24 protein-coding genes are annotated in these 21190 nt (G+C 65.4%); 8 read left to right on the forward strand and 16 right to left on the reverse strand.

The features are described from left to right. Positions 1–85: 85 nt before the first annotated feature. Positions 86–835: an SDR family oxidoreductase gene (locus G6N54_RS15075; RefSeq protein ID WP_163790824.1), complete on the forward strand. Its 750-nt coding sequence runs from the start codon at positions 86–88 to the stop codon at positions 833–835. Here the strand turns inward: G6N54_RS15075 and G6N54_RS15080 are convergent. Together G6N54_RS15080 and G6N54_RS15085 are read right to left on the reverse strand one after the other, a co-directional pair. Beyond that, entirely contained in the window at positions 819–2156 is a 1338-nt protein-coding gene (locus tag G6N54_RS15080) for a L,D-transpeptidase (protein WP_163790825.1), read from the reverse strand. The two genes, G6N54_RS15075 and G6N54_RS15080, sit on opposite strands and share 17 nt — an antisense overlap. Positions 2157–2238: 82 nt before the next feature. Next, entirely contained in the window at positions 2239–3321 is a 1083-nt protein-coding gene (locus tag G6N54_RS15085; RefSeq protein WP_163790826.1) for a UDP-N-acetylmuramate dehydrogenase, read from the reverse strand. Positions 3322–3347: 26 nt separating this feature from the next. Here G6N54_RS15085 and G6N54_RS15090 point away from each other — a divergent pair, with 26 nt between their 5' ends. From G6N54_RS15090 to G6N54_RS15100, 3 genes are all read left to right on the forward strand, one after another. Continuing rightward, positions 3348–3869, forward strand: coding sequence for a DUF2505 domain-containing protein (locus G6N54_RS15090; protein ID WP_163790827.1), 522 nt, complete (start codon positions 3348–3350; stop codon positions 3867–3869). A gap of 82 nt (positions 3870–3951) precedes the next feature. Continuing rightward, positions 3952–4806, forward strand: a complete 855-nt coding sequence (locus G6N54_RS15095; protein ID WP_163790828.1) for a carbon-nitrogen hydrolase family protein — start codon at positions 3952–3954, stop codon at positions 4804–4806. Further along, a complete protein-coding gene (locus G6N54_RS15100) occupies positions 4803–5777 on the forward strand; it encodes an LmeA family phospholipid-binding protein (RefSeq protein WP_163790829.1) in 975 nt (324 codons plus the stop codon). The genes G6N54_RS15095 and G6N54_RS15100 overlap by 4 nt, the downstream gene beginning before the upstream one ends. A 10-nt stretch (positions 5778–5787) precedes the next feature. Here the strand turns inward: G6N54_RS15100 and deoC are convergent, their stop codons facing one another. The 6 genes from deoC to G6N54_RS15130 all read right to left on the reverse strand — a co-directional run bounded on the left by deoC (position 5788) and on the right by G6N54_RS15130 (position 10017). Continuing rightward, entirely contained in the window at positions 5788–6456 is a 669-nt protein-coding gene (gene deoC, locus G6N54_RS15105) for a deoxyribose-phosphate aldolase (protein ID WP_163790830.1), read from the reverse strand. Then, complete coding sequence (locus G6N54_RS15110; RefSeq protein ID WP_163790831.1) at positions 6453–6878, reverse strand: DUF2599 domain-containing protein; 426 nt, start codon at positions 6876–6878, stop codon at positions 6453–6455. Before G6N54_RS15110 ends, deoC begins: the two co-directional genes overlap by 4 nt. 4 nt (positions 6879–6882) lie before the next feature. Further along, complete coding sequence (locus tag G6N54_RS15115) at positions 6883–7170, reverse strand: DUF2516 family protein (protein WP_179969068.1); 288 nt, start codon at positions 7168–7170, stop codon at positions 6883–6885. Positions 7171–7242: 72 nt separating this feature from the next. Continuing rightward, positions 7243–7851, reverse strand: a complete 609-nt coding sequence (locus G6N54_RS15120; protein ID WP_163790832.1) for a heparin-binding hemagglutinin — start codon at positions 7849–7851, stop codon at positions 7243–7245. A 302-nt stretch (positions 7852–8153) separates the two neighbouring features. Further along, positions 8154–8561: a helix-turn-helix domain-containing protein gene (locus tag G6N54_RS15125; RefSeq protein ID WP_163790833.1), complete on the reverse strand. Its 408-nt coding sequence runs from the start codon at positions 8559–8561 to the stop codon at positions 8154–8156. 85 nt (positions 8562–8646) lie between these two features. Then, a complete protein-coding gene (locus G6N54_RS15130) occupies positions 8647–10017 on the reverse strand; it encodes a DUF445 domain-containing protein (protein ID WP_372513207.1) in 1371 nt (456 codons plus the stop codon). Between the two features lie 134 nt (positions 10018–10151). On the opposite strand from G6N54_RS15130, the gene G6N54_RS15135 reads away from it, so the two are divergent. Together G6N54_RS15135 and pcaA are read left to right on the forward strand one after the other, a co-directional pair. Next, entirely contained in the window at positions 10152–10853 is a 702-nt protein-coding gene (locus G6N54_RS15135; RefSeq protein ID WP_163790834.1) for a TetR/AcrR family transcriptional regulator, read from the forward strand. Between the two features lie 178 nt (positions 10854–11031). Further along, entirely contained in the window at positions 11032–11895 is an 864-nt protein-coding gene (gene pcaA, locus G6N54_RS15140) for a cyclopropane mycolic acid synthase PcaA (RefSeq protein WP_163790835.1), read from the forward strand. A 49-nt stretch (positions 11896–11944) separates the two neighbouring features. Here the strand turns inward: pcaA and G6N54_RS15145 are convergent, their stop codons facing one another. From G6N54_RS15145 to G6N54_RS15160, 4 genes are all read right to left on the reverse strand, one after another. Then, entirely contained in the window at positions 11945–12805 is an 861-nt protein-coding gene (locus tag G6N54_RS15145) for a cyclopropane mycolic acid synthase family methyltransferase (protein WP_163790836.1), read from the reverse strand. Between the two features lie 109 nt (positions 12806–12914). Beyond that, the gene (locus tag G6N54_RS15150; RefSeq protein WP_163790837.1) at positions 12915–13778 is read right to left on the reverse strand and encodes a 3-hydroxybutyryl-CoA dehydrogenase; all 864 of its coding nucleotides are present in this window, start codon (positions 13776–13778) and stop codon (positions 12915–12917) included. A 262-nt stretch (positions 13779–14040) separates the two neighbouring features. Beyond that, positions 14041–15327 (reverse strand): isocitrate lyase, encoded by a 1287-nt coding sequence (gene aceA / locus G6N54_RS15155; protein WP_163790838.1) that lies wholly within the window; start codon positions 15325–15327, stop codon positions 14041–14043. A gap of 250 nt (positions 15328–15577) precedes the next feature. Continuing rightward, positions 15578–16372: an acyl-[acyl-carrier-protein] thioesterase gene (locus G6N54_RS15160; RefSeq protein ID WP_163790839.1), complete on the reverse strand. Its 795-nt coding sequence runs from the start codon at positions 16370–16372 to the stop codon at positions 15578–15580. A 163-nt stretch (positions 16373–16535) separates the two neighbouring features. Here G6N54_RS15160 and ramB point away from each other — a divergent pair, with 163 nt between their 5' ends. Both ramB and G6N54_RS15170 read left to right on the forward strand, forming a co-directional pair. Next, complete coding sequence (gene ramB / locus G6N54_RS15165) at positions 16536–17951, forward strand: acetate metabolism transcriptional regulator RamB (RefSeq protein WP_163790840.1); 1416 nt, start codon at positions 16536–16538, stop codon at positions 17949–17951. Beyond that, positions 17948–18526, forward strand: coding sequence for a carboxymuconolactone decarboxylase family protein (locus G6N54_RS15170; RefSeq protein WP_163790841.1), 579 nt, complete (start codon positions 17948–17950; stop codon positions 18524–18526). Before ramB ends, G6N54_RS15170 begins: the two co-directional genes overlap by 4 nt. A gap of 6 nt (positions 18527–18532) precedes the next feature. On the opposite strand, the gene G6N54_RS15175 is transcribed toward G6N54_RS15170, so the two are convergent. The 4 genes from G6N54_RS15175 to G6N54_RS15190 are packed head-to-tail and all read right to left on the reverse strand — an operon-like array spanning position 18533 to position 21178. Beyond that, the gene (locus G6N54_RS15175; RefSeq protein WP_163790842.1) at positions 18533–18808 is read right to left on the reverse strand and encodes a hypothetical protein; all 276 of its coding nucleotides are present in this window, start codon (positions 18806–18808) and stop codon (positions 18533–18535) included. A gap of 3 nt (positions 18809–18811) precedes the next feature. After that, on the reverse strand, positions 18812–20212 hold the full coding sequence (gene lpdA, locus G6N54_RS15180) for a dihydrolipoyl dehydrogenase (RefSeq protein ID WP_163790843.1): 1401 nt from the start codon (positions 20210–20212) through the stop codon (positions 18812–18814). 47 nt (positions 20213–20259) lie between these two features. Further along, the gene (locus G6N54_RS15185; protein ID WP_163790844.1) at positions 20260–20907 is read right to left on the reverse strand and encodes a hypothetical protein; all 648 of its coding nucleotides are present in this window, start codon (positions 20905–20907) and stop codon (positions 20260–20262) included. Beyond that, on the reverse strand, positions 20900–21178 hold the full coding sequence (locus G6N54_RS15190) for a putative holin (protein WP_179969069.1): 279 nt from the start codon (positions 21176–21178) through the stop codon (positions 20900–20902). Before G6N54_RS15190 ends, G6N54_RS15185 begins: the two co-directional genes overlap by 8 nt. Positions 21179–21190 lie beyond the last annotated feature (12 nt).

The following is a 21190-nucleotide window of genomic DNA, read 5'->3' on the forward strand; positions in this document are numbered from 1 at the left end:
GCCGCGCAAAGACACGCGGCAGTGTTGTTGAACAGGGCGCTGTGGTGCACCTCAGGAATTTAGCACGTTTATTAGGATCGGCTCAGTGAGTTCGAATAACGCGCATCGACGGGTAGCGGTGGTGACCGGTGCCAGTTCCGGGATCGGCGAAGCAACTGCCAAAGCGCTTGCCGCTCTTGGGTTTCACGTCGTCGCGGTGGCGCGGCGCGCGGACCGGATAACCGCCCTCGCGAAAGAGATCGACGGCACCGCGATTGTGGCTGACGTCACAGACGACGCGGCTGTCGAGGCACTCGCCGGCACATTGAGCCGGGTCGATGTGCTGGTCAATAACGCCGGGGGTGCGCGCGGTTTGGCGCCCGTCGCCGACTCCGATCTCGAGCACTGGCGCTGGATGTGGGAGACCAACGTGCTTGGCACGCTGCGGGTCACCCGCGCGCTGCTGCCCAAGCTGATCGACTCGGGCGACGGTCTGATCGTCACCGTCACCTCGGTGGCCGCGCTCGAGGTGTACGACGGCGGTGCCGGCTACACCGCGGCCAAGCACGCCCAGGGTGCACTGCACCGCACGCTGCGCGGGGAACTGCTAGGAAAGCCGGTGCGGCTCACCGAAATCGCCCCGGGCGCAGTGGAAACCGAGTTTTCGCTGGTGCGTTTCGACGGCGATCGGCAGCGCGCGGATTCGGTCTATGCGGGCATCACGCCGCTGACGGCGGGCGACGTGGCCGAGGTGATCGGGTTCGTGGCGTCGCGGCCATCCCACGTCGACTTGGACCTGATCGTCCTCAAGCCGCGCGACCAGGCCAACACGATGCGGTTTAACCGCCGGGGCTAGGCGACCCAGAACTGGAGGGAGTCGTCGAAGTCGTGGTCGTCGGGGTACCCGACAAACTCGGCGCGGTCGACGGGGTGACCGGCGCGGTGACGGGGATCTGACCGGCCGGCGGGTGCGCGTTGGGCGGCGGCAACGCCGACATCGCCACCCAGGTGTCCCAATCGACGGCCCAGTCCCAGATGTCGCCGTCGGAGTAGGACAGCTGGATCGAGCTGCCGGTCACCTCGACCGGGTCGCCGTACATCGCTGTGGGGTAGTACTCCGCGGCATCCTCGGTCGACAGGTTGATGCAGCCGTTGGTGACATTGGTATTGCCCTGCGCGCCGGCGCTCATCGGGTTGGCGTGGATGAACTCGCCGTTGTTGGAGATCCGCACCGCCCAGCGTTCGTGCACATGGCTGTAGCCGGCCGCGGGATTGGACATGTAGAAGTCGGCGTACTTCTCCGTGACGACGTGAATGCCGTTGCGGGTCACGTTGCGGGCCTTGTCGGCCTCTCCGTAGCTGCACGGGAAGTCCATGATCACGCCGGCGTCGGTGACGACCTGGATCCGGTGCGACGACACCTCGGCCTTGACCACCTGCTTGCGGCCGATCTGAATCTTCAACGACATGTCCTGTTGGCCGTAGGCGCCGTCGCCGAACGGCAGGCCGTAGAGCTTGGCGTCGACGTTGACGGTGGTGCCGACCGGGTAGTACTCGCGCGGGCGGTAGTGGACGCGGGCACCCTGCTGCTCGTCGGGCAGCCAGGCCCAGCTGCCCTCAACGGGCGGGTTGGTGGTGACGGTCAGCGCCTTCTCGACGGCGGCCTTGTCGCTGATCGGCGCGTCGAACTGGATGATGATCGGCGCGGCGACGCCCACGGTCTGACCGTCGGCCAGCTGGAAGCCGCCGTCGATCTTCTTGCTGGGCGCGACTGTGGTGAATTTGCCGGTGACCGGAACCGTCTTGCCGTCGTGGCCCACGACCGACCCGCTCCAGCTATAGCTGGCGTCGTAGCCCAACGGCTCTGTCGTCGTATACACGGTGCGGTCCTGATTGAACGCCCCGGCGACGACCTTGCCGGACGAATTTGTAAGCGCCACCTTCTGGAACCAGCCGTCGCTGACCATTACGCTGACCGGCGCGATCGGAACCACATCGGTCGCCGCATCGGAGGGCTGGTATTTCAGATTCGGCGCCGACTGCTCTTTGTTCTTCTGCGTTTGCTTGGCCGCGGGACTGCTACAGGCGGCCAGCACGCTCGGCGCGAATACCCCCAGCCCGAGGGCTGCCAAGGCCAGTCGCCGGTTGATCGGCGGCTGATCAGGGGATGGGCTCACGACTATAAAAGATACCGGCAGTACCGCCACCGCTGGTGCCACGACGAGTCGCGAGGGCTTACCGTGACCGCCAAATCCACAGCTACAGGCGGCAGCCGAGCAGGACCGGCTCGGGCTCCAATGTGATGCCAAACACGTCGCGGACCCCGTCGCGGATCGTGCGAGCCAGGGTTATCACGTCAGCGGAAGTCGCATTGCCGCGGTTGGTCAGAGCAAGCGCATGCTTTGTCGACAACCGGCAGGGCGCGGCCGGAACGTCGGGATAACCCTTGCCGAATCCCGCCTGCTCCACCAGCCAGCCGGCGGCCAGCTTGACGCCGTCGGGTGCCGGGTAGTTCGGCACCGGCCCGTCGGTGCGACCGGCCAGCGACTCGTAGACCTCCGGCGCGACGACCGGGTTGGTGAAGAACGAACCCACGCTCCAGGTGTCGTGGTCGCCCGCGTCGAGCACCATGCCTTTGCCGGCCCGCAGGGCCAGCACCGCCTCGCGGACCGCGCGCGGATCGGCACGCTCACCGCTCGCCGCGTTGAGGGCCGCCGCGAGCTCGCCGTAGCGAAGGGGCGCACTGCGGCCCGAATCGTCCAGTGCGAACTCGACTTCCAGCACGACGCCGCGAGCCTGCCGATCGCGCTTGAACGTGCTGGTGCGATAGCCGAAGCCCAGCTCACCGCCGGGGATCCAGCGCACCTCGCCGCTGCCGCGATCGAGCACCCGCACCCGAGTGATGGTGTCGGCCACCTCCGCGCCGTAGGCGCCGACATTCTGCACCGGGGTGGCGCCGGCCGATCCCGGGATGCCGGACAGGCACTCCAATCCGCCCAGACCGTGTTCGATCGCCGCGACGACCACGTCGTCCCACACGGCGCCGGCCTCGGCGCGCAGCAAGTTGCCGTCGACGGTGATCCCGCGGGTGGCCAACTGCACCGCGGTCAGGTCGGTCAGGTCGTCGGCGATCACCAGGTTGGACCCGCCGGCGAACACCAAGACCGGACCGCGGATTGCCGAGTCCAGCTCGGCCAGCACGGCGACGATCTGCTCGCTGCTGGTGCAGGTAATCAGGCGTCGCACGATCGGTCCGACGCGCAAAGTGGTCAGCGGCGCCAGCGGCACCGCCTCGGCGACGCGCGCACCGGCGAGGGCCGATCCGGTGTCGCTGGCTTTCATGGCCCGTAACGGTAGCCTGACCTGCTATGCCCCGCTCATTCGACTTGTCCGCGGACTACCAGGACAGCGTCGAAGAACTTCACCGGGCGTTCGGTGAGGCCGACTACTGGCGGGCCCGGCTGGCCGACATTCCGGTCGACCATGCGCGCCTGGAATCGATCCGCGTCGGCGGTGAATCCGGTTCCGACGGCACCATCGAGGTGGTGACGCTGCAGGAAGTGCACAGTCACAACCTGCCCGCGATGGTCACCCAGCTGCACCACGGCGATCTCTTCTTCAGACGCGAGGAGACGTGGGGTCCGGTCACCGACGGCATCGCCACGGCGTCCATCAAGGGCTCGATCGTGGACACCCCGGTGAACGTGTCGGGCACCGCCGAGCTGTCGCCCATCGGTCGCGGCGGCGCCCGCCTCACGTTCCGGGTCAGCATCCACGTCCGGATTCCCCTGATCGGCGGCAAGGTGGAGAGCATCATCGGCACCCATCTGGCCGATCTGGTCAGCCGGGAACAACGGTTCACCACCGAGTGGATCACCAACAACGCCTGATCCACCGAGCTCGAGCTGGATCGCCCGCCTCCTCAACGCTTCGCAAGCGAAGCGCATCGTCACCGAGCCTAAGCTGGCGGCCATGCGAATCGCGTTGGCGCAAATGCTCAGTGGCAGCGATCCGGCGGCGAATCTGCAGCAGGTGCGCGACTACACCGCCCGGGCCGCCGACGCCGGCGCGACGCTGGTGGTGTTTCCCGAAGCGACCATGTGCAGGTTCGGCGTTCCGCTGGCCCCGATCGCCGAGCCCGTCGACGGGCCGTGGGCCGAGGGCGTCCGGCGGATCGCGGCCGACTCCGGCGTCACGGTCATCGCCGGGATGTTCACCCCTGCCGGCGACGGGCGCGTGACGAACACGTTGATCGCGGCCGGCCCGGGCGCCCCCAACCAGCCCTCGGAGCAGCTCTGGGCTCACTATGACAAGATCCACCTCTACGACGCGTTCGGTTTCACCGAATCGCGCACCGTCGCGCCCGGCCGGGAACCGGTGGTGATCACCGTCGACGGGGTGGGGGTGGGACTGACCGTTTGCTACGACATCCGCTTTCCGGAGCTCTACACCGAGCTGGCCCGGCGCGGCGCGCAGCTGATCGCCGTCTGCGCCTCCTGGGGTTCGGGTCCCGGAAAACTCGAGCAATGGACGCTACTGGCCCGGGCCCGCGCGCTGGACTCGATGAGCTACGTGGCCGCGGCCGGTCAGGCCGATCCCGGTGACACACTGGCCGGCTCGGGATCGGCCTCGGGCGCGCCGACCGGGGTCGGCGGCAGCCTGGTGGCATCGCCGCTGGGCGAGGTGATCGCCTCGGCCGGTGCCGACCCGCAATTGGTGATCGCCGACATCGACGTCGCCTCGGTCGCCAAAGCCCGGGACAGCATCGCGGTGCTCCGCAACCAGTCTGACTTTGCTCGTAGCCATAGGGCAGAATCGGTTGGGTGACGAACCCACCAGGACCACCGAACCAGGGCCCGTCATCGTGGCCTCATGGCGGGGACCAAGGCCCGTTCGGCCCGCCCCCCACTGAGCGCCCAACCGAGCGGCTGCAGTACCCGGCCGGCGCGGACACACAGCAGGCCGGCTACGCGCCGCCGCCCACCCCGCCGGCACCGCCGACGCCCCCCACCGAGCGGATCGCCAAGCCCAGCCCAGAGCCGGAACCGGCAAAGAAAAAGAAGAGATTTCGCGATCCGCTGTCCATCGTTCTGATCTGCATCATCGTCGTTTCGCTGCTGATCGCGGGGCTGATCGGTGGCGAGCTGTATGCCCGCCACGTGGCCGACGCCAAGGTCGCCGAGGCGGTGGCGTGCGAGGTTCAGGATCAGGCAACGGCGTCGTTCGGGGTTGCGCCGCTGCTGCTCTGGCAGCTCGCCACACAGCATTTCACCAACATTTCGGTGTCGACGGCGGGCAACCAAATCCGCGATGCCAAGGGCATGAAGATCGACATCAGCATCAAAGACGTGAAGCTGGACAAGACCTCCACGTCGAAGGGCACCATCGGATCGCTCGACGCGACCATCACCTGGACGTCGGACGGCATCAAGGACTCGGTGCAGAACGCGATACCGGTGTTGGGCCCGTTTGTCACCAACAGCGTGACCACGCATCCCGCCGACGGCACCATCGAGCTGAAGGGAATGCTGGACAACATCACGACCAAGCCCGTGGTGTCCGGCAAGGGAATTCAGCTGCAGATTCAGAGCTTCAACGCGCTGGGCTTCACGATGCCGCGCGAAAGCGTGCAGTCGACGCTGGACGCGTATACCGCCAAGCTGACCGCCGACTACCCGCTGGGTATTCACGCGGACAGCGTGCAGGTGACGTCGACCGGCGTGACGAGCCACTTCTCCATCCAGAACGCCACGATCCCCACCGGCGAGAACAACGACACCTGTTTCGCCAATATCTAAGCGCCGGGTTTTAACCGAGCCCGTCGAGGACCGCCCGGGTGCCTGATAGGCCGAGCCGGGTCGCCCCCGCGTCCACCATCGCGATCGCGTCGGCGGCGGTGCGAATCCCGCCGCTGGCCTTGACCCCGAGGCAACCGCCGACGGTCTCGGCCATCAGTGCGACGGCCCGCACCGACGCCCCGCCCGCGGGGTGAAATCCCGTCGAGGTTTTGACGAAGTCCGCGCCGGCATCCTCGGCGGCCCGGCACACGTCGGTCAGCGTGCGCCCGTCCGAATCATTTAGCAGCACAGCCGATTCCACGATCACCTTGAGCACGACCCCGGGTACCGCGGTGCGCACCGCCGCAATGTCGGAGCGCACCGCGTCCAGCTCGCCGGCCAGCGCTGCACCGACGTCGATCACCATGTCGACTTCGCTCGCACCGGATTCCACCGCGTCGGCGGCCTCTTGCGCCTTGATCGCGGACACGTGCTTGCCGGATGGAAAACCGGCGACCGTCGCTACCCGCACCCCGCCGGTCGCCGCGGCGACCGGGACCATCGACGGCGATACGCACACCGCGTAGACACCCAGGTCCGCGGCTTCGGCCAGCAGCGCGATCACGTCGGCGTCGGTGGCCTCGGGTTTGAGCAAGGTGTGGTCGACGAGCGCGGCCAGTTGTCCTCGGCTAAGGGTCACGAGAACGATTCTTCCGGGCCACCGGGATTGCAGCCGGACGCGACCATCTCGGCGTCGTCGACGACGGGCCGCCACGGCTCGAGGTTCCAGCTGGTCTTGCCGGGTTGCGCCATTTCGGCGAATTGCCAGTGGCAGAGGAATTGCGCACGCATGCCGGGCGTGTCGGCGTCCGGTGCCGTCGCCAGCACCTCAGCCCAGGCCTCGTCGGCCGCGCCGGGTTGCCTGGAGGCCAGCCGCCCGGCCGGCGTCGGAAAGACCCGCAGGCTGGACAGCCGTCCCCACTGCGCCCACGCGGTGTGATCGACGAACGGCGGGCCTGCGGGGTTGACCCCGCCGGTGCCGGGTTCGGCCGACGCGGTGCCTGAAGCCGTGCCCAGCAGCGCGGCCACCGCGGCCGCCGACACGGCCAGCAGAGCTTTCATCGCCTCAGCGCGACTTGCCCTGAATTTCAAGAAGTTTGGGCCGCACGTCGACCAGGTACACGCCGGCCGCGCAGGCGGAGATCGCCATTCCGAGCACACCGAACACGAAGCTCAGGATCGATGTCAGTGCAACCGCCAGGCCCAGGATCACCAGCCACACCGGCTTGGTCAGCTTCTCCGCCGCGGTGTAGGCGTCGGCCCGCTGCAGCGCCGCATGGATGAATGCGTACACCGCCATCACCAGGACGCCGATCTGCAAGACCAACATGACGGTACCCACGGCTTGACTCACGCCTTAAGGGTATGTGGGCGCCGTCGTAAACGTCGAATCCGAGTTGCCCCGAAGGGCAACCCGGAATCCGAACTACTTCTGGGTGACCTTCTTTGCCGGAGCCTTCTTGGCCGGAGCCTTCTTGGCGGGAGCCTTCTTGGCGGGCGCCTTCTTGGCCGGTGCCTTCTTGGCCACTGCCTTGGCGGCGGACTCGGCCTTCTTCGGCAGTTCGATGCCGACCAGCTTGGCCGCACGCTCGCCGACCGCGCGGGTCTGCGTCGCCACGGTGCCCAGGGCCTCCTGGGTCAGCTCGACGGCCTGGTCGACGTAGCCCTCGGCACGCGCCGTGGTCTCCTCGAACGGTCGCTGGCTGCGCAGCCGCTGCAGCGCTGCCTCGCCCCGCTCGACCAGCTCGTTGTAGCGGTTGGTCGCGGCGTCCAGGTAGCCCTCGGCGGCCTTACGCAGCTCTTCGGCGGTGAAACGCTCGCGCAGCTCGGTGAACTGCTCGGGCAGGTCCTCCTGCAGCTTGGCGATGCGAGCGCGGCTCTCCTCGACACGGCTCTTGGTGTCGCTGCGGGTGTCCTCGGCCCGGTCACGCAGACCGGCGATGAGCTCGTTCACGGTGGCCAGGGCCAGGTCCGCTGCGCCCAGGGCCGCCAGCAGCGGTGCCCGCAATTCTTCGATGTTGGTGTTTTCAGCCATGGTGTTTCCTTTCATGGTTGGTTGTCGTTCTCAGCTTTGGTGATGTGTTTGGTTTGGAAGTCGAGGCAAGCGTCGGCTCCTCGGGCGAGGAGTAGTCAAGACCCGCGTATTGACATGGCACGCGACTTGCCGGGAAACCTCCTGGTTGGTCGGGTCGTTTGACGATCGAGGGGTATCGGCGCAGCGCCGCGCCTGGGAATCGGGGCATCCTTCCCTTCCGGGTAACCCAGCGGCCGTCGGGATATACGTCACCAACGTGAGCTCAGGCGAATCCGCAGCTGAGCCGGCCGGGCCGGGCTACCTCACTCGTGGTTGTCGGGTTCGGTCGAACACTCCTCATGGATCGGTTCGCTTTGCTGGGCAAATGAGGCGTAGATGTCGAGCAGAATCTGCTTCTGACGCTCGGTGATCGCCGTGTCGGTGATGATCGCGTCACGCACTTGGCTCTTATCGCTCGGCTCGAGAATCCCGGCCCGCACGTAGAGGACCTCGGCGGAAACCCGCAGCGCTTTCGCGATCTGACTGAGAACGTCGGCAGAAGGTTTGCGCAGTCCGCGCTCAACCTGGCTCAGATAGGGATTGCTGACACCGGCCAGCTCGGCGAGTTGCCGCACCGAAACCTGCGCGAGTTCACGCTGGCTCCGGATGAAGCTGCCGATGTCGGAAGCCGCAGTCGACACCTTGGCGGAGAGTGTCTCCTCCGGTGGCATTGCGTGCTCCTTGGGTCCGATGGCCGATCTTGACAGGACCAGCGTACGGATGTGCGCTTGCATTTGCAAGCAGTAGTTAGCACCCCTAGAAAAACAGCTGTGCGATCGTGTAGATCACCAGACCCGCCAGCGATCCGACCACCGTGCCGTTGATCCGGATGAATTGCAGGTCACGGCCCACGTGCAGCTCGATCCGGCGACTCGCCTCCTCGGCATCCCAACGTTCGATCGTGTCGGTGATGATCGCTGTGATCTCGACCCCATACTGCGAGACCAGGTGCTGGGCGGCCCGCACGATCCAGCTGTCGACCTTGTCGCGCAGCTCGGCGTCGTCGCGCAAGGACTCCCCGATGCGGACGACGGCGTCCGCGATGCGGGTGCGCAGCGTGCTGGACGGATCGTCGACGCCCTCGAGAACCAACCGCTTCAACGTCTTCCAGGCCGTCGCGGCCGCATTGGCGATTTCGTCGCGTGCCATCAGCTGCTCTTTGATCGCGTCGGCACGCGCGATGGTGTCCGGGTCGTGTTGGAGATCGTCGGCGAATTCGAACAGGAACCGGGTCGCCGAACGCCGCAACTCGTGATCCGGATTGCGGCGCACCTTGTCGGTGAAGTCCATCAGCTCACGGTGGATGCGATCGCCGACGAGATGGTCGACGAACCGCGGCGACCAGGTCGGCGAATCGCGCTCGACCACGCGCTGGATGATCTCGCCCGCATTCAGCGACCACTGAAAGGCCCGGTCGGCGAGCAACTGGATCAGCGCTTCCTGCCGGTTCTCGGCCAGCAACGTGGCCAGCACCCGGCCCACCGGCGGCCCCCATTGCGGCTCGGCGATACGACGCACGATCATCCGGTCGATCACCTGCTGGACGTCCTCGTCGCGGAGCAGCTCGACGAGCACGCGCAGCACCGTCGCGGCCTCGCTCGCCACCCGCTCGGCATGCGACCGCTCCGCGAGCCACTTACCGAGCCGACCCGGCACCTGCGCGTCGAGCAGCTTGGTCTCGACCACTTCCGCCGACAGGAAGTTCTCCCGGACGAACGTTCCCAGGCCCTCGCCGAGCTGGTCCTTCTTGCGTTTGATGATCGCGGTGTGCGGGATCGGGATGCCCAACGGATGCTTGAACAACGCGGTCACCGCAAACCAGTCGGCGAGGGCACCCACCATGCCGGCCTCGGCGGCCGCGCCGACGTAGCCAACCCAGGCGCCGACGCTGCCGTGCGCCTGCGCCCATCGGCAGGCCAGGAAAACCACGGTGGCGCCGACCAGGAAGCTCAGCGCCACCAACTTCATCCGGCGAAGCGCCGCCCGCCGCTGCGCGTCTGCCTCGGGATCGGCTCCAGCGAACGATTCCGCGAACGACGTACGAATCCCGCCCGCCGCGGCCGTCGGCGTCGTCGGCTCCGGCCGCGAGGTGCCCGAACCCGTTGCCTCGGCTCTGTGTACCACCACACCATCATGTATTGCCCGGGCCAGTTAGTGTTACTACACGGTTGGTGGAGCCCCTCCCAGATGCGTTCCATCCGCCAAATCGACCCCCCGACGTCGTACTATCGGGGACGTCTAGTGAATGGGAATCGTCGACAGTGGCAGAACAAACCCAAGCCGCGATCGTGAAGACGGACGGTCGCAAACGGCGCTGGCATCAACACAAGGTGGAGCGCCGTAACGAGCTGGTCGACGGCACGATCGACGCAATCCGACGACACGGCCGCTACCTCAGCATGGACGAGATCGCCGCGGAGATCGGGGTCTCCAAGACCGTGCTGTATCGCTACTTCGTCGACAAAAACGACCTGACGACCGCGGTGATGATGCGCTTCGCGCAGACCACGCTGATTCCGAACATGGCCGCCGCGCTGGCCTCCAATCTCGACGGCTTCGACCTGACCCGCGAGGTCATCCGCGTCTACGTCGACACCGTGGCGAACGAACCCGAGCCGTACCGATTCGTGATGTCGAACAGCTCGGCCAGCAAGAGCAAAGTGATCGCCGACTCCGAGCGGATCATCGCCCGCATGATCGCGGTGATGATGCGCCGGCGCATGACGCAGGCCGGGATCGACACCGGTGGCGCGGAACCGTGGTCCTACTTGATCGTCGGTGGTGTGCAGTTGGCAACCCACTCGTGGATGTCGAATCCGCGGATGACCAGGGACGAACTGATCGACTACCTGACCATGCTGAGCTGGAACGCGCTACGCGGAATTGTCGAAGTCGGCGGGTCCCTGGAGAAGTTCCGCGAGGAGCCACATCCTTCTCCGATCGCGCCGCCACGGGAGCCGTAAACCCGCTCTGCGTGCGTCTCGTTTGGGTATTTCGCCCGTCTCGTGTGACCCTATGTGACGACCGCGCGCACGACCTGCGCCGGTTCAACCCGATAGCATGCAATGGGCATGCACCGAGGCCGGTGGGCATCTCTCCCACTTCGCCCCGCCTTCGGGATACAGAAAGGCTCTTTTCGTTATGGCCGTGCAGCTCACGCCACATTTCGGGAATGTGCAGGCGCACTACGACCTGTCCGACGACTTCTTCCGGCTCTTTCTGGACGCCTCCCAGACCTACAGCTGTGCGTTCTTCGAGCGCGACGACATGACCCTGGAAGAGGCGCAGCTCGCGAAGATCGACCTGTCGCTGTCCAAGCTGGACCTCGAGCCCGGGATGACGCTGCTGGACATCGGCTGCGGCTGGGGCGCCACGCTGCGGCGGGCCATCGAGAAATACGACGTCAACGTCGTGGGTCTGACGTTGTCGGAGAACCAGGCCGAGCACGTGCAGAAGTCGTTCGACCAGCTGGACACCCAGCGCACCCGGCGCGTGTTGCTGGAGGGCTGGGAGAAGTTCGACGAGCCGGTCGACCGGATCGTATCGATCGGCGCGTTCGAGCACTTCGGCCGTGCCCGCTGGGCCCGCTTTTTCGAGATGGCCTACTCGGTGCTGCCGTCCGACGGCGTGATGATGCTGCACACCATCGTGCGCCCCGCGTTCAAGGAAGCCAGGGCCAAGGGCCTGCCGCTGACCCACGAGGTCGTGCACTTCACGCAGTTCATCCTGGCCGAGATCTTCCCCGGCGGCTGGCTGCCCACCCCCCAGCTGGTGGAGGAGCACGCGTGCGACGCCGGCTTCAAGCTCACCCGGATCCAGTCGCTCCAGCTGCACTACGCGCGCACCCTGGACATGTGGGCCGCTGCGCTGGACGCCAACAAGGACAAGGCGATCGAGATCCAGTCGCAGAAGGTCTACGACCGGTACATGAAGTACCTGACCGGCTGCGCCAAGCTGTTCCGTCAGGGCTACACCGACGTCGACCAGTTCACGCTGGAGAAGTAAACGAAAGCGGGCCGGACATCACCGTCCGGCCCGCCGCTTCTGCGTCGGTCTACTTCACACAGGTGAACTGCCCCACGTCGGTGATGCCCTTGCGGAAGAAGTCCTCGCACCCCGTCAGGTAGTGCATGTAGCGGTCGTAGATCTCTTCGGATTGGATCTCGATCGCCTTGTCTTTGTTGGCCTCGAGGTTGGCGGCCCACAAGTTCAGCGTTCGGGCGTAATGCGGCTGCAGCAATTGCACCTGTTCCACCGAGAATCCGGCGTCGGGCGCGAGCTTCAGCAGGTCCTCCACCGACGGCAACTGTCCGCCCGGGAAAATCACGTCGCCGATGAACTTGGCGAAACGAATGTCTTTCATCGTCAATTTGATGCCCTTTTCGAACATCGACTTCTGGGTCTGCGCCAGAATTGTGTGCAGCAACATCCGGCCGTCTTCGGGAAGAACGTCGTAGGCCCGGTCGAAGAACGCGGGGTAACGCTCCGATTTGAAGGCTTCGAACGCGCCGATCGTGACGATCCGGTCGACCCGGTCCTCGAATTCTTCCCAACCCTGCAGCCGGATCTCGACCGTGCGGTCGGTGGGGATCTTGGCCATCCTGGCCTTGCTGTATTCGAACTGGTTGCGGCTGAGCGTGATTCCGATGACGTTGATGTCGAACTTCTCGACCGCGCGTTGCAGTGCCCCACCCCAGCCGCAGCCGATGTCGAGCAGCGTCATGCCGGGCTCGAGGTTCAGCTTGCCCAGCGCCAGGTCGAACTTGGCATTCTGCGCTTCTTCCAGCGTCATGTCGTCGCGCTCGAAGTAGGCGCAGGTGTAGCCCATCGTCGGGTCCAGGAATAATGCGAAAAACTCGTCGGAGACGTCGTAGATGGACTGCGACTCTTCGTAATACGGCCTGAGCTGCGTCATGGGAAAATAGATACCTCTCGCTTTGGTGACCGCCAAAATGATACCCGACGTGCGTACATGACTCCGCCGGCGTCAATGCGCAGGTCGGGTAAAAATTCCGCGATCTGTGTCAGTACATGTAGAAGCCCCGACCCGATTTCTTTCCCAGCATCCCCGCCTCGACCATCCGGAGCAGCAGGGGCGGCGGGCCGTAGTGGGGCTCCTTGAATTCCTCGAACATCTTGTCGGCGATCAGCTTGAGTGTGTCCAACCCCACAAGATCGGACAGCCGCAGGGGGCCCATCGGATGGGACAGGCCGGCCACGACCGCCTTGTCGACATCCTCGACGGTGGCAAAGCCCGCCTCGACCATCCGGATGGCCGACAGCAGGTAGGGCACCAGGAGAGCGTTCACCACGAATCCCGACCGGTCAGAGCACCGCACCACCTGTTTGCCCAGCACCGCGCTGGCGAACTCCTCGGTGCGCGCGGCGGCGCCTTCGTCGGTGACCAGCGTGCTGACCAATTCGACCAGCGGCAGCACCGGCGCCGGATTGAAGAAGTGCAGGCCCAGCACCCGTTGCGGGTTCTTGATGGCCGCCGCGATCTTCATGATCGGAATGCTCGAGGTGTTCGACGCCAGCACCGCATCGGGATCGGTGATCACCTCGTCGAGCTTCGCGAAGACCTCCGCCTTGACGGCGTCGTCCTCGACGATCGCCTCGATCACCAGTTGGCGGTCGGCGAGGTCGTTGAGGTCGGTGGTGAAGCTGAGCTGACCGAGGGCGCGGTCACGCTCACGCTCGGTCACCTTTCCCGCGCTGACGCCGCGCTCCAGCGATTTGACGATGCGGTTGCGGCCCGCCGTGATGAGCGCCTCGGTGGTCTCGTACACCGTGACGGCGACGCCGGCGCGGACCGAGACTTCGGCGATTCCGGACCCCATCTGGCCGGCCCCGACTACCCCCACCCGCTGAATCCCTTTGTCGCTCACTGCGTTTCTCTCCAGTCGTATTGTCTTGGACCGCAATAGGCCCCGCCCAGGATCGCCGGGCGGGGCCTATGCTACTTCAGCTGCGGGTTACGCAGCCGGGCTCAGTGGCTGGTGGGCTACACGCGCCAGCCGCGCGAGCAGACACAAAATCACATCGTCCGGGCTGTAGACGTGCGATTCTGCGACTGCTCGGCGCCTGAGTCAGCTCAGTGACTCACGCGAATGGTTCCACTTCCTCTTCGCTGCCTACGCCCGCTCATCGTCAGTGAAACTGACCCTCTTCGGTGGAACCGGCCAGGGCGGTGGTCGACGAACTCGGGTCCACCGTGGTGGCGATCCGGTCGAAGTAACCGGCACCGACCTCGCGCTGGTGCTTGGTCGCGGTGTAGCCGCGCTCCTCGGCCGCGAACTCGCGCTCCTGCAGTTCGACGTAGGCGCTCATCTGGTTGCGGACGTAGCCGTAGGCCAGATCGAACATCGAGTAGTTCAGCGCGTGGAAGCCGGCCAGCGTGATGAACTGGAACTTGAATCCCATTGCGCCAAGCTCTTTTTGGAACTTCGCAATGGTCGAGTCGTCCAGGTGCTTGCGCCAGTTGAAGGACGGCGAGCAGTTGTAGGCCAGCATCTGGTCGGGGAACTCGGACTTGACGCCCTCGGCGAACTTGGCCGCGAGCTCGAGGTCCGGGGTCCCGGTCTCCATCCAGATCAGGTCGGAGTACGGCGCGTAGGCCTTGGCCCGCGCGATGCAGGGCTCGAGGCCGTTGCGGACGCGGTAGAAGCCTTCCTTGGTCCGCTCACCGGTGATGAACGGCTGGTCGCGCTCGTCGACGTCCGAAGTGATCAACGTGGCCGCCTCGGCGTCGGTCCGGGCGATCACGACCGTCGGCACACCGGCGACGTCGGCGGCCAGACGCGCCGAGGTCAGGGTGCGGATGTGCTGCTGGGTCGGGATCAGCACCTTGCCACCGAGGTGGCCGCACTTCTTCTCCGAGGCAAGCTGATCTTCCCAGTGCGACCCCGCGACGCCTGCGGCGATCATCGCCTTCTGAAGTTCGTAGACGTTGAGAGCGCCACCGAAGCCCGCCTCGCCGTCGGCGACGATCGGGGCCAGCCAGTTCTCCACCGACCGGTCACCCTCGACCTTGGCGATCTCGTCGGCGCGCAGCAGCGCGTTGTTGATGCGACGGATGACCTGCGGCACCGAGTTGGCCGGGTACAGGCTCTGGTCCGGATAGGTGTGGCCGGACAGGTTCGCGTCACCGGCGACCTGCCAACCGGACAGGTAGATGGCCTTCAGGCCGGCGCGCACCTGCTGCACGGCCATGTTGCCGGTCAGGGCACCCAGGGCGTTGATGTACTCCAGGTCGTGCAGCTGCTCCCACAGCACCTCGGCGCCGCGGCGGGCCAGGGTGTGCTCCTCGACAACGCTGCCCTGCAGGGCCACGACGTCGGAAGCGGTGTAGGTGCGGCTGGTGTCCTTCCAACGCGGGTTGGTGTCCCAGTCGTGCTGGATCTGCTCGGCGCTCTTCGGGGTGCCAACGACAGACATTGGGCTTACTCCTTTGGTCAAAATCTGTTAAGCCGTACCGCTGTCCGGTATCAGCTTCACTCCTGTGCTAACACGACGATGACACAGCCTGTTGATGCTGGTCCACCCATTTTGATTGTAAATTTGGGCCACGACTCCGCACCGATTTTGCTAACTTTGCAAAGGTGTACAGCATCTGAACCGGTTCAGAAGCTACCGGCCGGTAACCAAAATCCGAGGTCAACCACGATTTACCGGGACGCTTGTCCGGTTAGAGATTAAAGAGCGACGCGACCGCTTTCGCCTCGTCACCGACCGCATATGTGAGCGTTGTAACAGGACGATCCGTCAGCCCGGGGCCGAATTTGTCGGTCGATCCGGCGGGGTGTACGTGCGAGAGGATCTCCAGCTTGTCGCCGAGCGCCACCGGCGCCTCGTGCTCGATAGTGACGCGCAGCGGCCCCTGCATAAATTCCGGGTGCGACGCCAGGTAGTCCTCGATGACGCTCCAATACACCGAGTTGTTCATGTGGTCGAACAGGTCGATGTCGGTGACCCGGACCGGGAACTCGTGGATCTCGCTGGCGTCGTCGCGGCTACCCGGCTTCAGGTAACCCTTCCAGCGCAGCCGGTCGACGGACGTGGTCTTGTGCAGGCCCTCGAGGAAGTCGTCGGAGATGCGCGACGGCATCTCGGTCTCCCGGCTGACGTGGATCCAGAAGGCCTCGGATTCGATCAGGCCGCCGTTGCGCCCGTCGATGCGAACCCGCATCTCACACCACCGGTTGGAGGTGCCCGAACACCATCTGCGACACCGCAGCATGTCGCGGAACTCGATCGGGCGCAGCACGTCGAGCATCGTGCGCCGGACGATCCACAGCGGGTGAGTCTCCTCGAAGCCCATCTCGCGCAGCTGGTCTGACCCGATGTCCTGGATGTGCCGGCACGCTGCGTCCAGGCGAAGCCGGCCGGTGCTGTCGATGTCGCCGATGCGCAGCGGCCATTCGCGATCGAAAACGTCGGGGTGACCGTCGGGCACCGGCATCATTGATTTGTCCAGGCTCACGACTAACTCCCCAATTGCCTTACGTGCGTTACCCCGAGGTTTACCCTGAGACCTCGCTGCGAATCATGCCAACGACAGCGGACAAACGCCAAACCTGACGAAGTCGCGTCGAGGTTGCCAAGTCTGCGAACCCTTCCTTTGCAATGCAGGTAGACTGCCATAAATGTCCAAAACGTTCGTCGGCTCACGCGTTCGCCAACTGCGTAACGAGCGTGGTTTCTCCCAAGCCGCTCTGGCCCAGATGCTCGAGATCTCGCCGAGCTACCTGAACCAGATCGAGCACGACGTACGTCCCCTGACGGTCGCGGTGCTACTGCGGATCACCGAGGTGTTCGGAGTGGACGCGACCTTCTTCGCCTCCCAGGACGACACCCGCCTGGTCGCCGAGCTGCGCGAGGTCACGATGGATCGCGATCTGGACATCAACGTCGACCCACCCGAGGTCGCCGAGATGGTCAACGCCCATCCCGCCCTGGCCCGCGCGGTGGTCAACCTGCACCGGCGCTACCAGCTCACCACCGCGCAGCTGGCCGCCGCCACCGAGGAGCGCTACTCCGACGGCAGCGGCAGCGGATCGATCACGATGCCGCACGAAGAGGTGCGCGACTACTTCTATCAGCGGCAGAACTATCTGCACGAGCTGGACACCGCGGCCGAGGACCTCACGGTCCACACCCGGCTGAACCACGGCGACCTGGCCCGCGAGCTGACGCGGCGGCTCACCGAGGTGCACGGCGTCCACATCAACAGGCGCATCGACCTCGGTGACACCGTGCTGCACCGCTACGACCCCGAGACCAAGACGCTGGAGATGAGCAATCACCTCGCGCTGGGCCAGCAGGTCTTCAAGATGGCCGCCGAATTGGCCTATCTCGAGTTCGGCGACTTGATCGACAGCATGGTCGCCGAGGGCAAATTCACCAGCGATGAGTCCCACACGCTGGCCCGGCTGGGACTGGCCAATTACTTCGCCGCCGCCGCGGTGCTGCCCTATCGTCAATTCCACGACGTCACCGAGAATTTTCGCTACGACGTCGAACGGCTGTCGGCGTTCTACTCGGTGAGCTACGAAACGATCGCGCACCGGCTGTCGACGATGCAGCGGCCGTCGATGCGTGGGGTGCCGTTCTCGTTCGTCCGGGTGGATCGTGCCGGCAATATGTCGAAACGCCAGTCCGCCACCGGTTTTCACTTCTCCTCCAGCGGAGGCACCTGCCCGCTGTGGAACGTCTACGAGACGTTCGCCAACCCGGGCAAGATCCTGGTGCAGATCGCCCAGATGCCCGACGGCCGCAACTACATGTGGGTGGCCCGCACCGTGGAACGCCGTGCTGCCCGGTATGGTCAGCCGGGTAAAACCTTCGCGATCGGGCTGGGCTGCGAGCTGCGGCACGCGCACCGGCTCGTCTACTCGGAAGGACTGGACTTGTCGGGAGACGTTGCTACACCCATCGGCGCGGGTTGCCGTGTCTGCGAACGCGATAACTGTCCACAGCGCGCGTTCCCGGCGCTGGGACGCGCCCTCGATCTCGACGAGCACCGCAGCACGGTGTCGCCGTACTTGGTGAAGCAGCCATGAGCGGTGCGCAGAACGGGCACGTGGCGCGCATCCCGTCGTCCACCAAGTTTCGCCGGTTGGGCCCGATCAACTGGCTGCTGGCCAAAGGGGCCGCCCGCAAATTGCAGACGCCCGAGATGCATCTGTTCACCACGCTCGGTCAGCGCCAAGGGCTGTTCTGGGCATGGTCGCTGTACGGCGGCCGCCTGCTGCGGGGCCGGCTGCCTCGGGTGGACACCGAACTGGTAATCCTGCGTGTCGCGCATCTGCGCTCGAGCGAGTATGAGCTGCAGCATCATCGGAAGATGGGGCGCAAATTCGGTCTGGACGCTCACATGCAGGCGACAATATTCGCCTGGCCCGACGTTCCGGACGGCGACGGTCCCCGGGTGATACTGAGCGCCCGGCAACAGGCGCTGCTGACCGCGACGGATGAGCTGATCAAGGACCGGTCTATCAGCGAGGACACCTGGCGGCAACTCGCAGAGCACCTCGACCGGCACCGACTCATCGAATTCTGTTTACTCGCAACACAATACGACGGCTTGGCGGCGACGATATCCGCTCTCAACATCGAGTTGGACAACCCGAGGTAACACGCCTCAGGCGTAGACGTCGGCCAGCACCGCCAGCGTCAAAATCACCGGCAATATTAATAAGTCGAAAGCGAACGCCGCCCACAGATACTTGCGGCGGCGGCGTAGCACGACGCCCCAAATGATGGCGAAAACGCCCAGCAGCACCGATCCCAGCAACACCAGCGGACCCCAGTGGCCCGCCGTCGCGTTGTCACCGGCGAGCGAAATGGCAAGCAACCACAACACATAACCCGTGGCCGCACCGCCGAGGGCACCCAGAATGGTCTCGCCGCGAACCATCGGCTAGAAGTTGATCGTGTGGCCGGTCAGGCCGTGGAAGCACTCTTGCAGCGCCTCGGACATGGTCGGGTGGGTGTGCACATTGCGGGCCAGCTCGGTGGCGGTCAGGTCCCACTTCTGCGCCAGGGTCAGCTCGGGCAGCAGCTCGGACACGTCGTGACCGACCAGGTGTCCGCCCAGCAGTTCGCCGTATTTGGCGTCGGCAATCAACTTCACAAAACCGCTGGGGTCACCCACGCCATGCGCTTTGGCGTTGGCGGTGAATGGGAACTTCGCCACCACCACGTCGTAGCCTTCCTCCCGGGCCTGTTCCTCGGTGAGCCCGAAGCTGGCGACGTTCGGCTGGCAGAACGTCGCGCGCGGCAGCATCCGGTAGTCGCCGAGCGCCAAAGTCTCTGCGCCGGCGATGGTTTCGGCCGCGACCACACCTTGCGCCTCGGCGACGTGGGCCAGCTGGAGCTTGCCGGTGACGTCGCCGATCGCGTAAATGTGGTCGACGTTGGTGCGCATGTAGTCGGTGATCCCGATGGCCTTGCGATCGCTCAGCGCGACGCCGGCCTTGTCCAAGCCGTAGCCCTCGATGTTGGGCGCAAAACCGATGGCCTGCAACACCTTTTCGGCCTTGAGCTCCTCGGACTTGCCGTCCTTGCTGACCGCCACCCGGACCACGGAGCCTTCGTCGGTGATGGACTCGACCTTGGTTCCGAGCAGGATCTTGACGCCCAACTTCTTGAACTGCTTCTCGATCTCCTTGGACACCTCGGCGTCCTCGTTGGGCAGCGCGCGCGGCAAGAACTCGACGACGGTGACGTCGACGCCGTAGTTGCGCAGCACATAGCCGAACTCCATGCCGATCGCGCCACAACCGGCGATGATGATCGACTCCGGCAGCTCGCGGGACAGGATCAGTTCCTCGTAGGTGACCACGTTCTCCGACAGCGACGTACCGGGAACCAGGCGCGTGCTGCTGCCGGTGGCGATGATGACGTTGTCGAACGTGACCGTTTCGGCGCCACCGCCTTCGTTCAATTCGACCGACAGCGTGTGCGGGTCCGTGAAGCGTCCGTAACCGTGGATCTCGGTGATCTTGTTCTTCTTCATCAGGAAGTGCACGCCGGCGACGCGGCCCTCGGCCACTTTGCGGCTGCGATCCCAGGCGACCCCGTAATCGAATGACGCCTCACCGCTGATGCCGAACGTCTTGGCCTCTTTGGTGAAGATGTGCACGAGTTCGGCATTGCGCAGCAGCGCCTTGGACGGAATGCAGCCGACGTTGAGGCAGACTCCGCCCCAGTACTTCGGTTCGACGACCGCGGTGTTGAGGCCGAGCTGCGCGGCGCGAATCGCCGCGACATACCCGCCGGGACCAGCTCCAAGGACAACGACGTCATAGTGAGAAGTCACGAGCCCACACTAGTGGGCGATGACTTCTCACCGCACTGCAGCGTGGATCAATACGGGATGACGCCGACCAGACAACGGTGGGTGTGTGCGCAGTAGTAATAGCCGTACAGGGGTGCCGCGGCGGCCAGCGAGGCAAACGGTCCCGACATCACCGCGATCGACAGCGCCGCGATCAGCGGCCGGCCCTGGACCATGGCCAGCATCACGCCGGCGACGGTGCATGCCACGACGTAGACCAGCGCCATGTACACCGCCGGGGTCTTGTCGATCGTGTGGTACCACCAGTAGAAGAGGCTCAGCCCGACCTCGGCCGTCGCGGCCCACACGCCGAGGATCACCAGGACCAATTTCCACCACTTCAGGTACTGGTAGCGGCCGGGCACGGTGACCGACTGCACCGGCAGACCGCCCGAGTCGGTCTCCGAATCGGACGGCTCGGCGGCGGGCGTCTTGGTGGCGTCCTTGTCTTCGGCATTGGCTGCCGATTTGCCTTCGGCTTTGTCGGGCTTGAGGGCGGCGAACGATATCGGGTGCGAGCCGGTGTCGTCGAAGTTCGGCACGAACGGCACCGAGTGCTCACCGGTGTCGGTGAAATCCGGGACGAATCCCCGCGTGCCGGTGTCCTCGAAGTCAGGGACGAACGGCTGGGTCCCGGGGTTCGTCGCGTGGTCGTGTTCGACCCTCTTGTCAGCCATGGGAGGTCACCTCGATGGCGGCCAACACCCCGAACCAGCCGGGCCCCAGGGCCAGGATGAACGCGCCGAGCATCGTGACCCACCGACGCCCGGAGAACAGGATCGTCAGCAGGCCGACCACGCCGGGCAGCCCGACGACCAAGGCGATCACCAGGTCGGGGCGGACCGGGGTATGGACCAGCACGGTCAACGCCACGCCCGCCAGCAGCCCGACCGCGGCGCCGACCAGCATTGCGCTGGCCAGCATCCAGGGCCGGGGTAACGGGATCACCTCATCGAGCGT

The organism is Mycobacterium stomatepiae (assembly GCF_010731715.1).
GTDB classification, from domain to species: domain Bacteria; phylum Actinomycetota; class Actinomycetes; order Mycobacteriales; family Mycobacteriaceae; genus Mycobacterium; species Mycobacterium stomatepiae.

Excerpts from the sequence above, each read along its gene's own strand:
- G6N54_RS15085 (WP_163790826.1), bottom strand. The coding sequence starts at position 3,321 with ATGAAAGCCAGCGACACCGGATCGGCCCTCGCCGGTGCGCGCGTCGCC.
- G6N54_RS15090 (WP_163790827.1), top strand. The coding sequence starts at position 3,348 with ATGCCCCGCTCATTCGACTTGTCCGCGGACTACCAGGACAGCGTCGAA.
- G6N54_RS15095 (WP_163790828.1), top strand. The coding sequence starts at position 3,952 with ATGCGAATCGCGTTGGCGCAAATGCTCAGTGGCAGCGATCCGGCGGCG.
- G6N54_RS15110 (WP_163790831.1), bottom strand. The coding sequence starts at position 6,878 with ATGAAAGCTCTGCTGGCCGTGTCGGCGGCCGCGGTGGCCGCGCTGCTG.
- G6N54_RS15120 (WP_163790832.1), bottom strand. The coding sequence starts at position 7,851 with ATGGCTGAAAACACCAACATCGAAGAATTGCGGGCACCGCTGCTGGCG.
- G6N54_RS15125 (WP_163790833.1), bottom strand. The coding sequence starts at position 8,561 with ATGCCACCGGAGGAGACACTCTCCGCCAAGGTGTCGACTGCGGCTTCC.
- pcaA (WP_163790835.1), top strand. The coding sequence starts at position 11,032 with ATGGCCGTGCAGCTCACGCCACATTTCGGGAATGTGCAGGCGCACTAC.
- G6N54_RS15145 (WP_163790836.1), bottom strand. The coding sequence starts at position 12,805 with ATGACGCAGCTCAGGCCGTATTACGAAGAGTCGCAGTCCATCTACGAC.
- aceA (WP_163790838.1), bottom strand. The coding sequence starts at position 15,327 with ATGTCTGTCGTTGGCACCCCGAAGAGCGCCGAGCAGATCCAGCACGAC.
- ramB (WP_163790840.1), top strand. The coding sequence starts at position 16,536 with ATGTCCAAAACGTTCGTCGGCTCACGCGTTCGCCAACTGCGTAACGAG.
- G6N54_RS15170 (WP_163790841.1), top strand. The coding sequence starts at position 17,948 with ATGAGCGGTGCGCAGAACGGGCACGTGGCGCGCATCCCGTCGTCCACC.
- G6N54_RS15175 (WP_163790842.1), bottom strand. The coding sequence starts at position 18,808 with ATGGTTCGCGGCGAGACCATTCTGGGTGCCCTCGGCGGTGCGGCCACG.
- G6N54_RS15185 (WP_163790844.1), bottom strand. The coding sequence starts at position 20,907 with ATGGCTGACAAGAGGGTCGAACACGACCACGCGACGAACCCCGGGACC.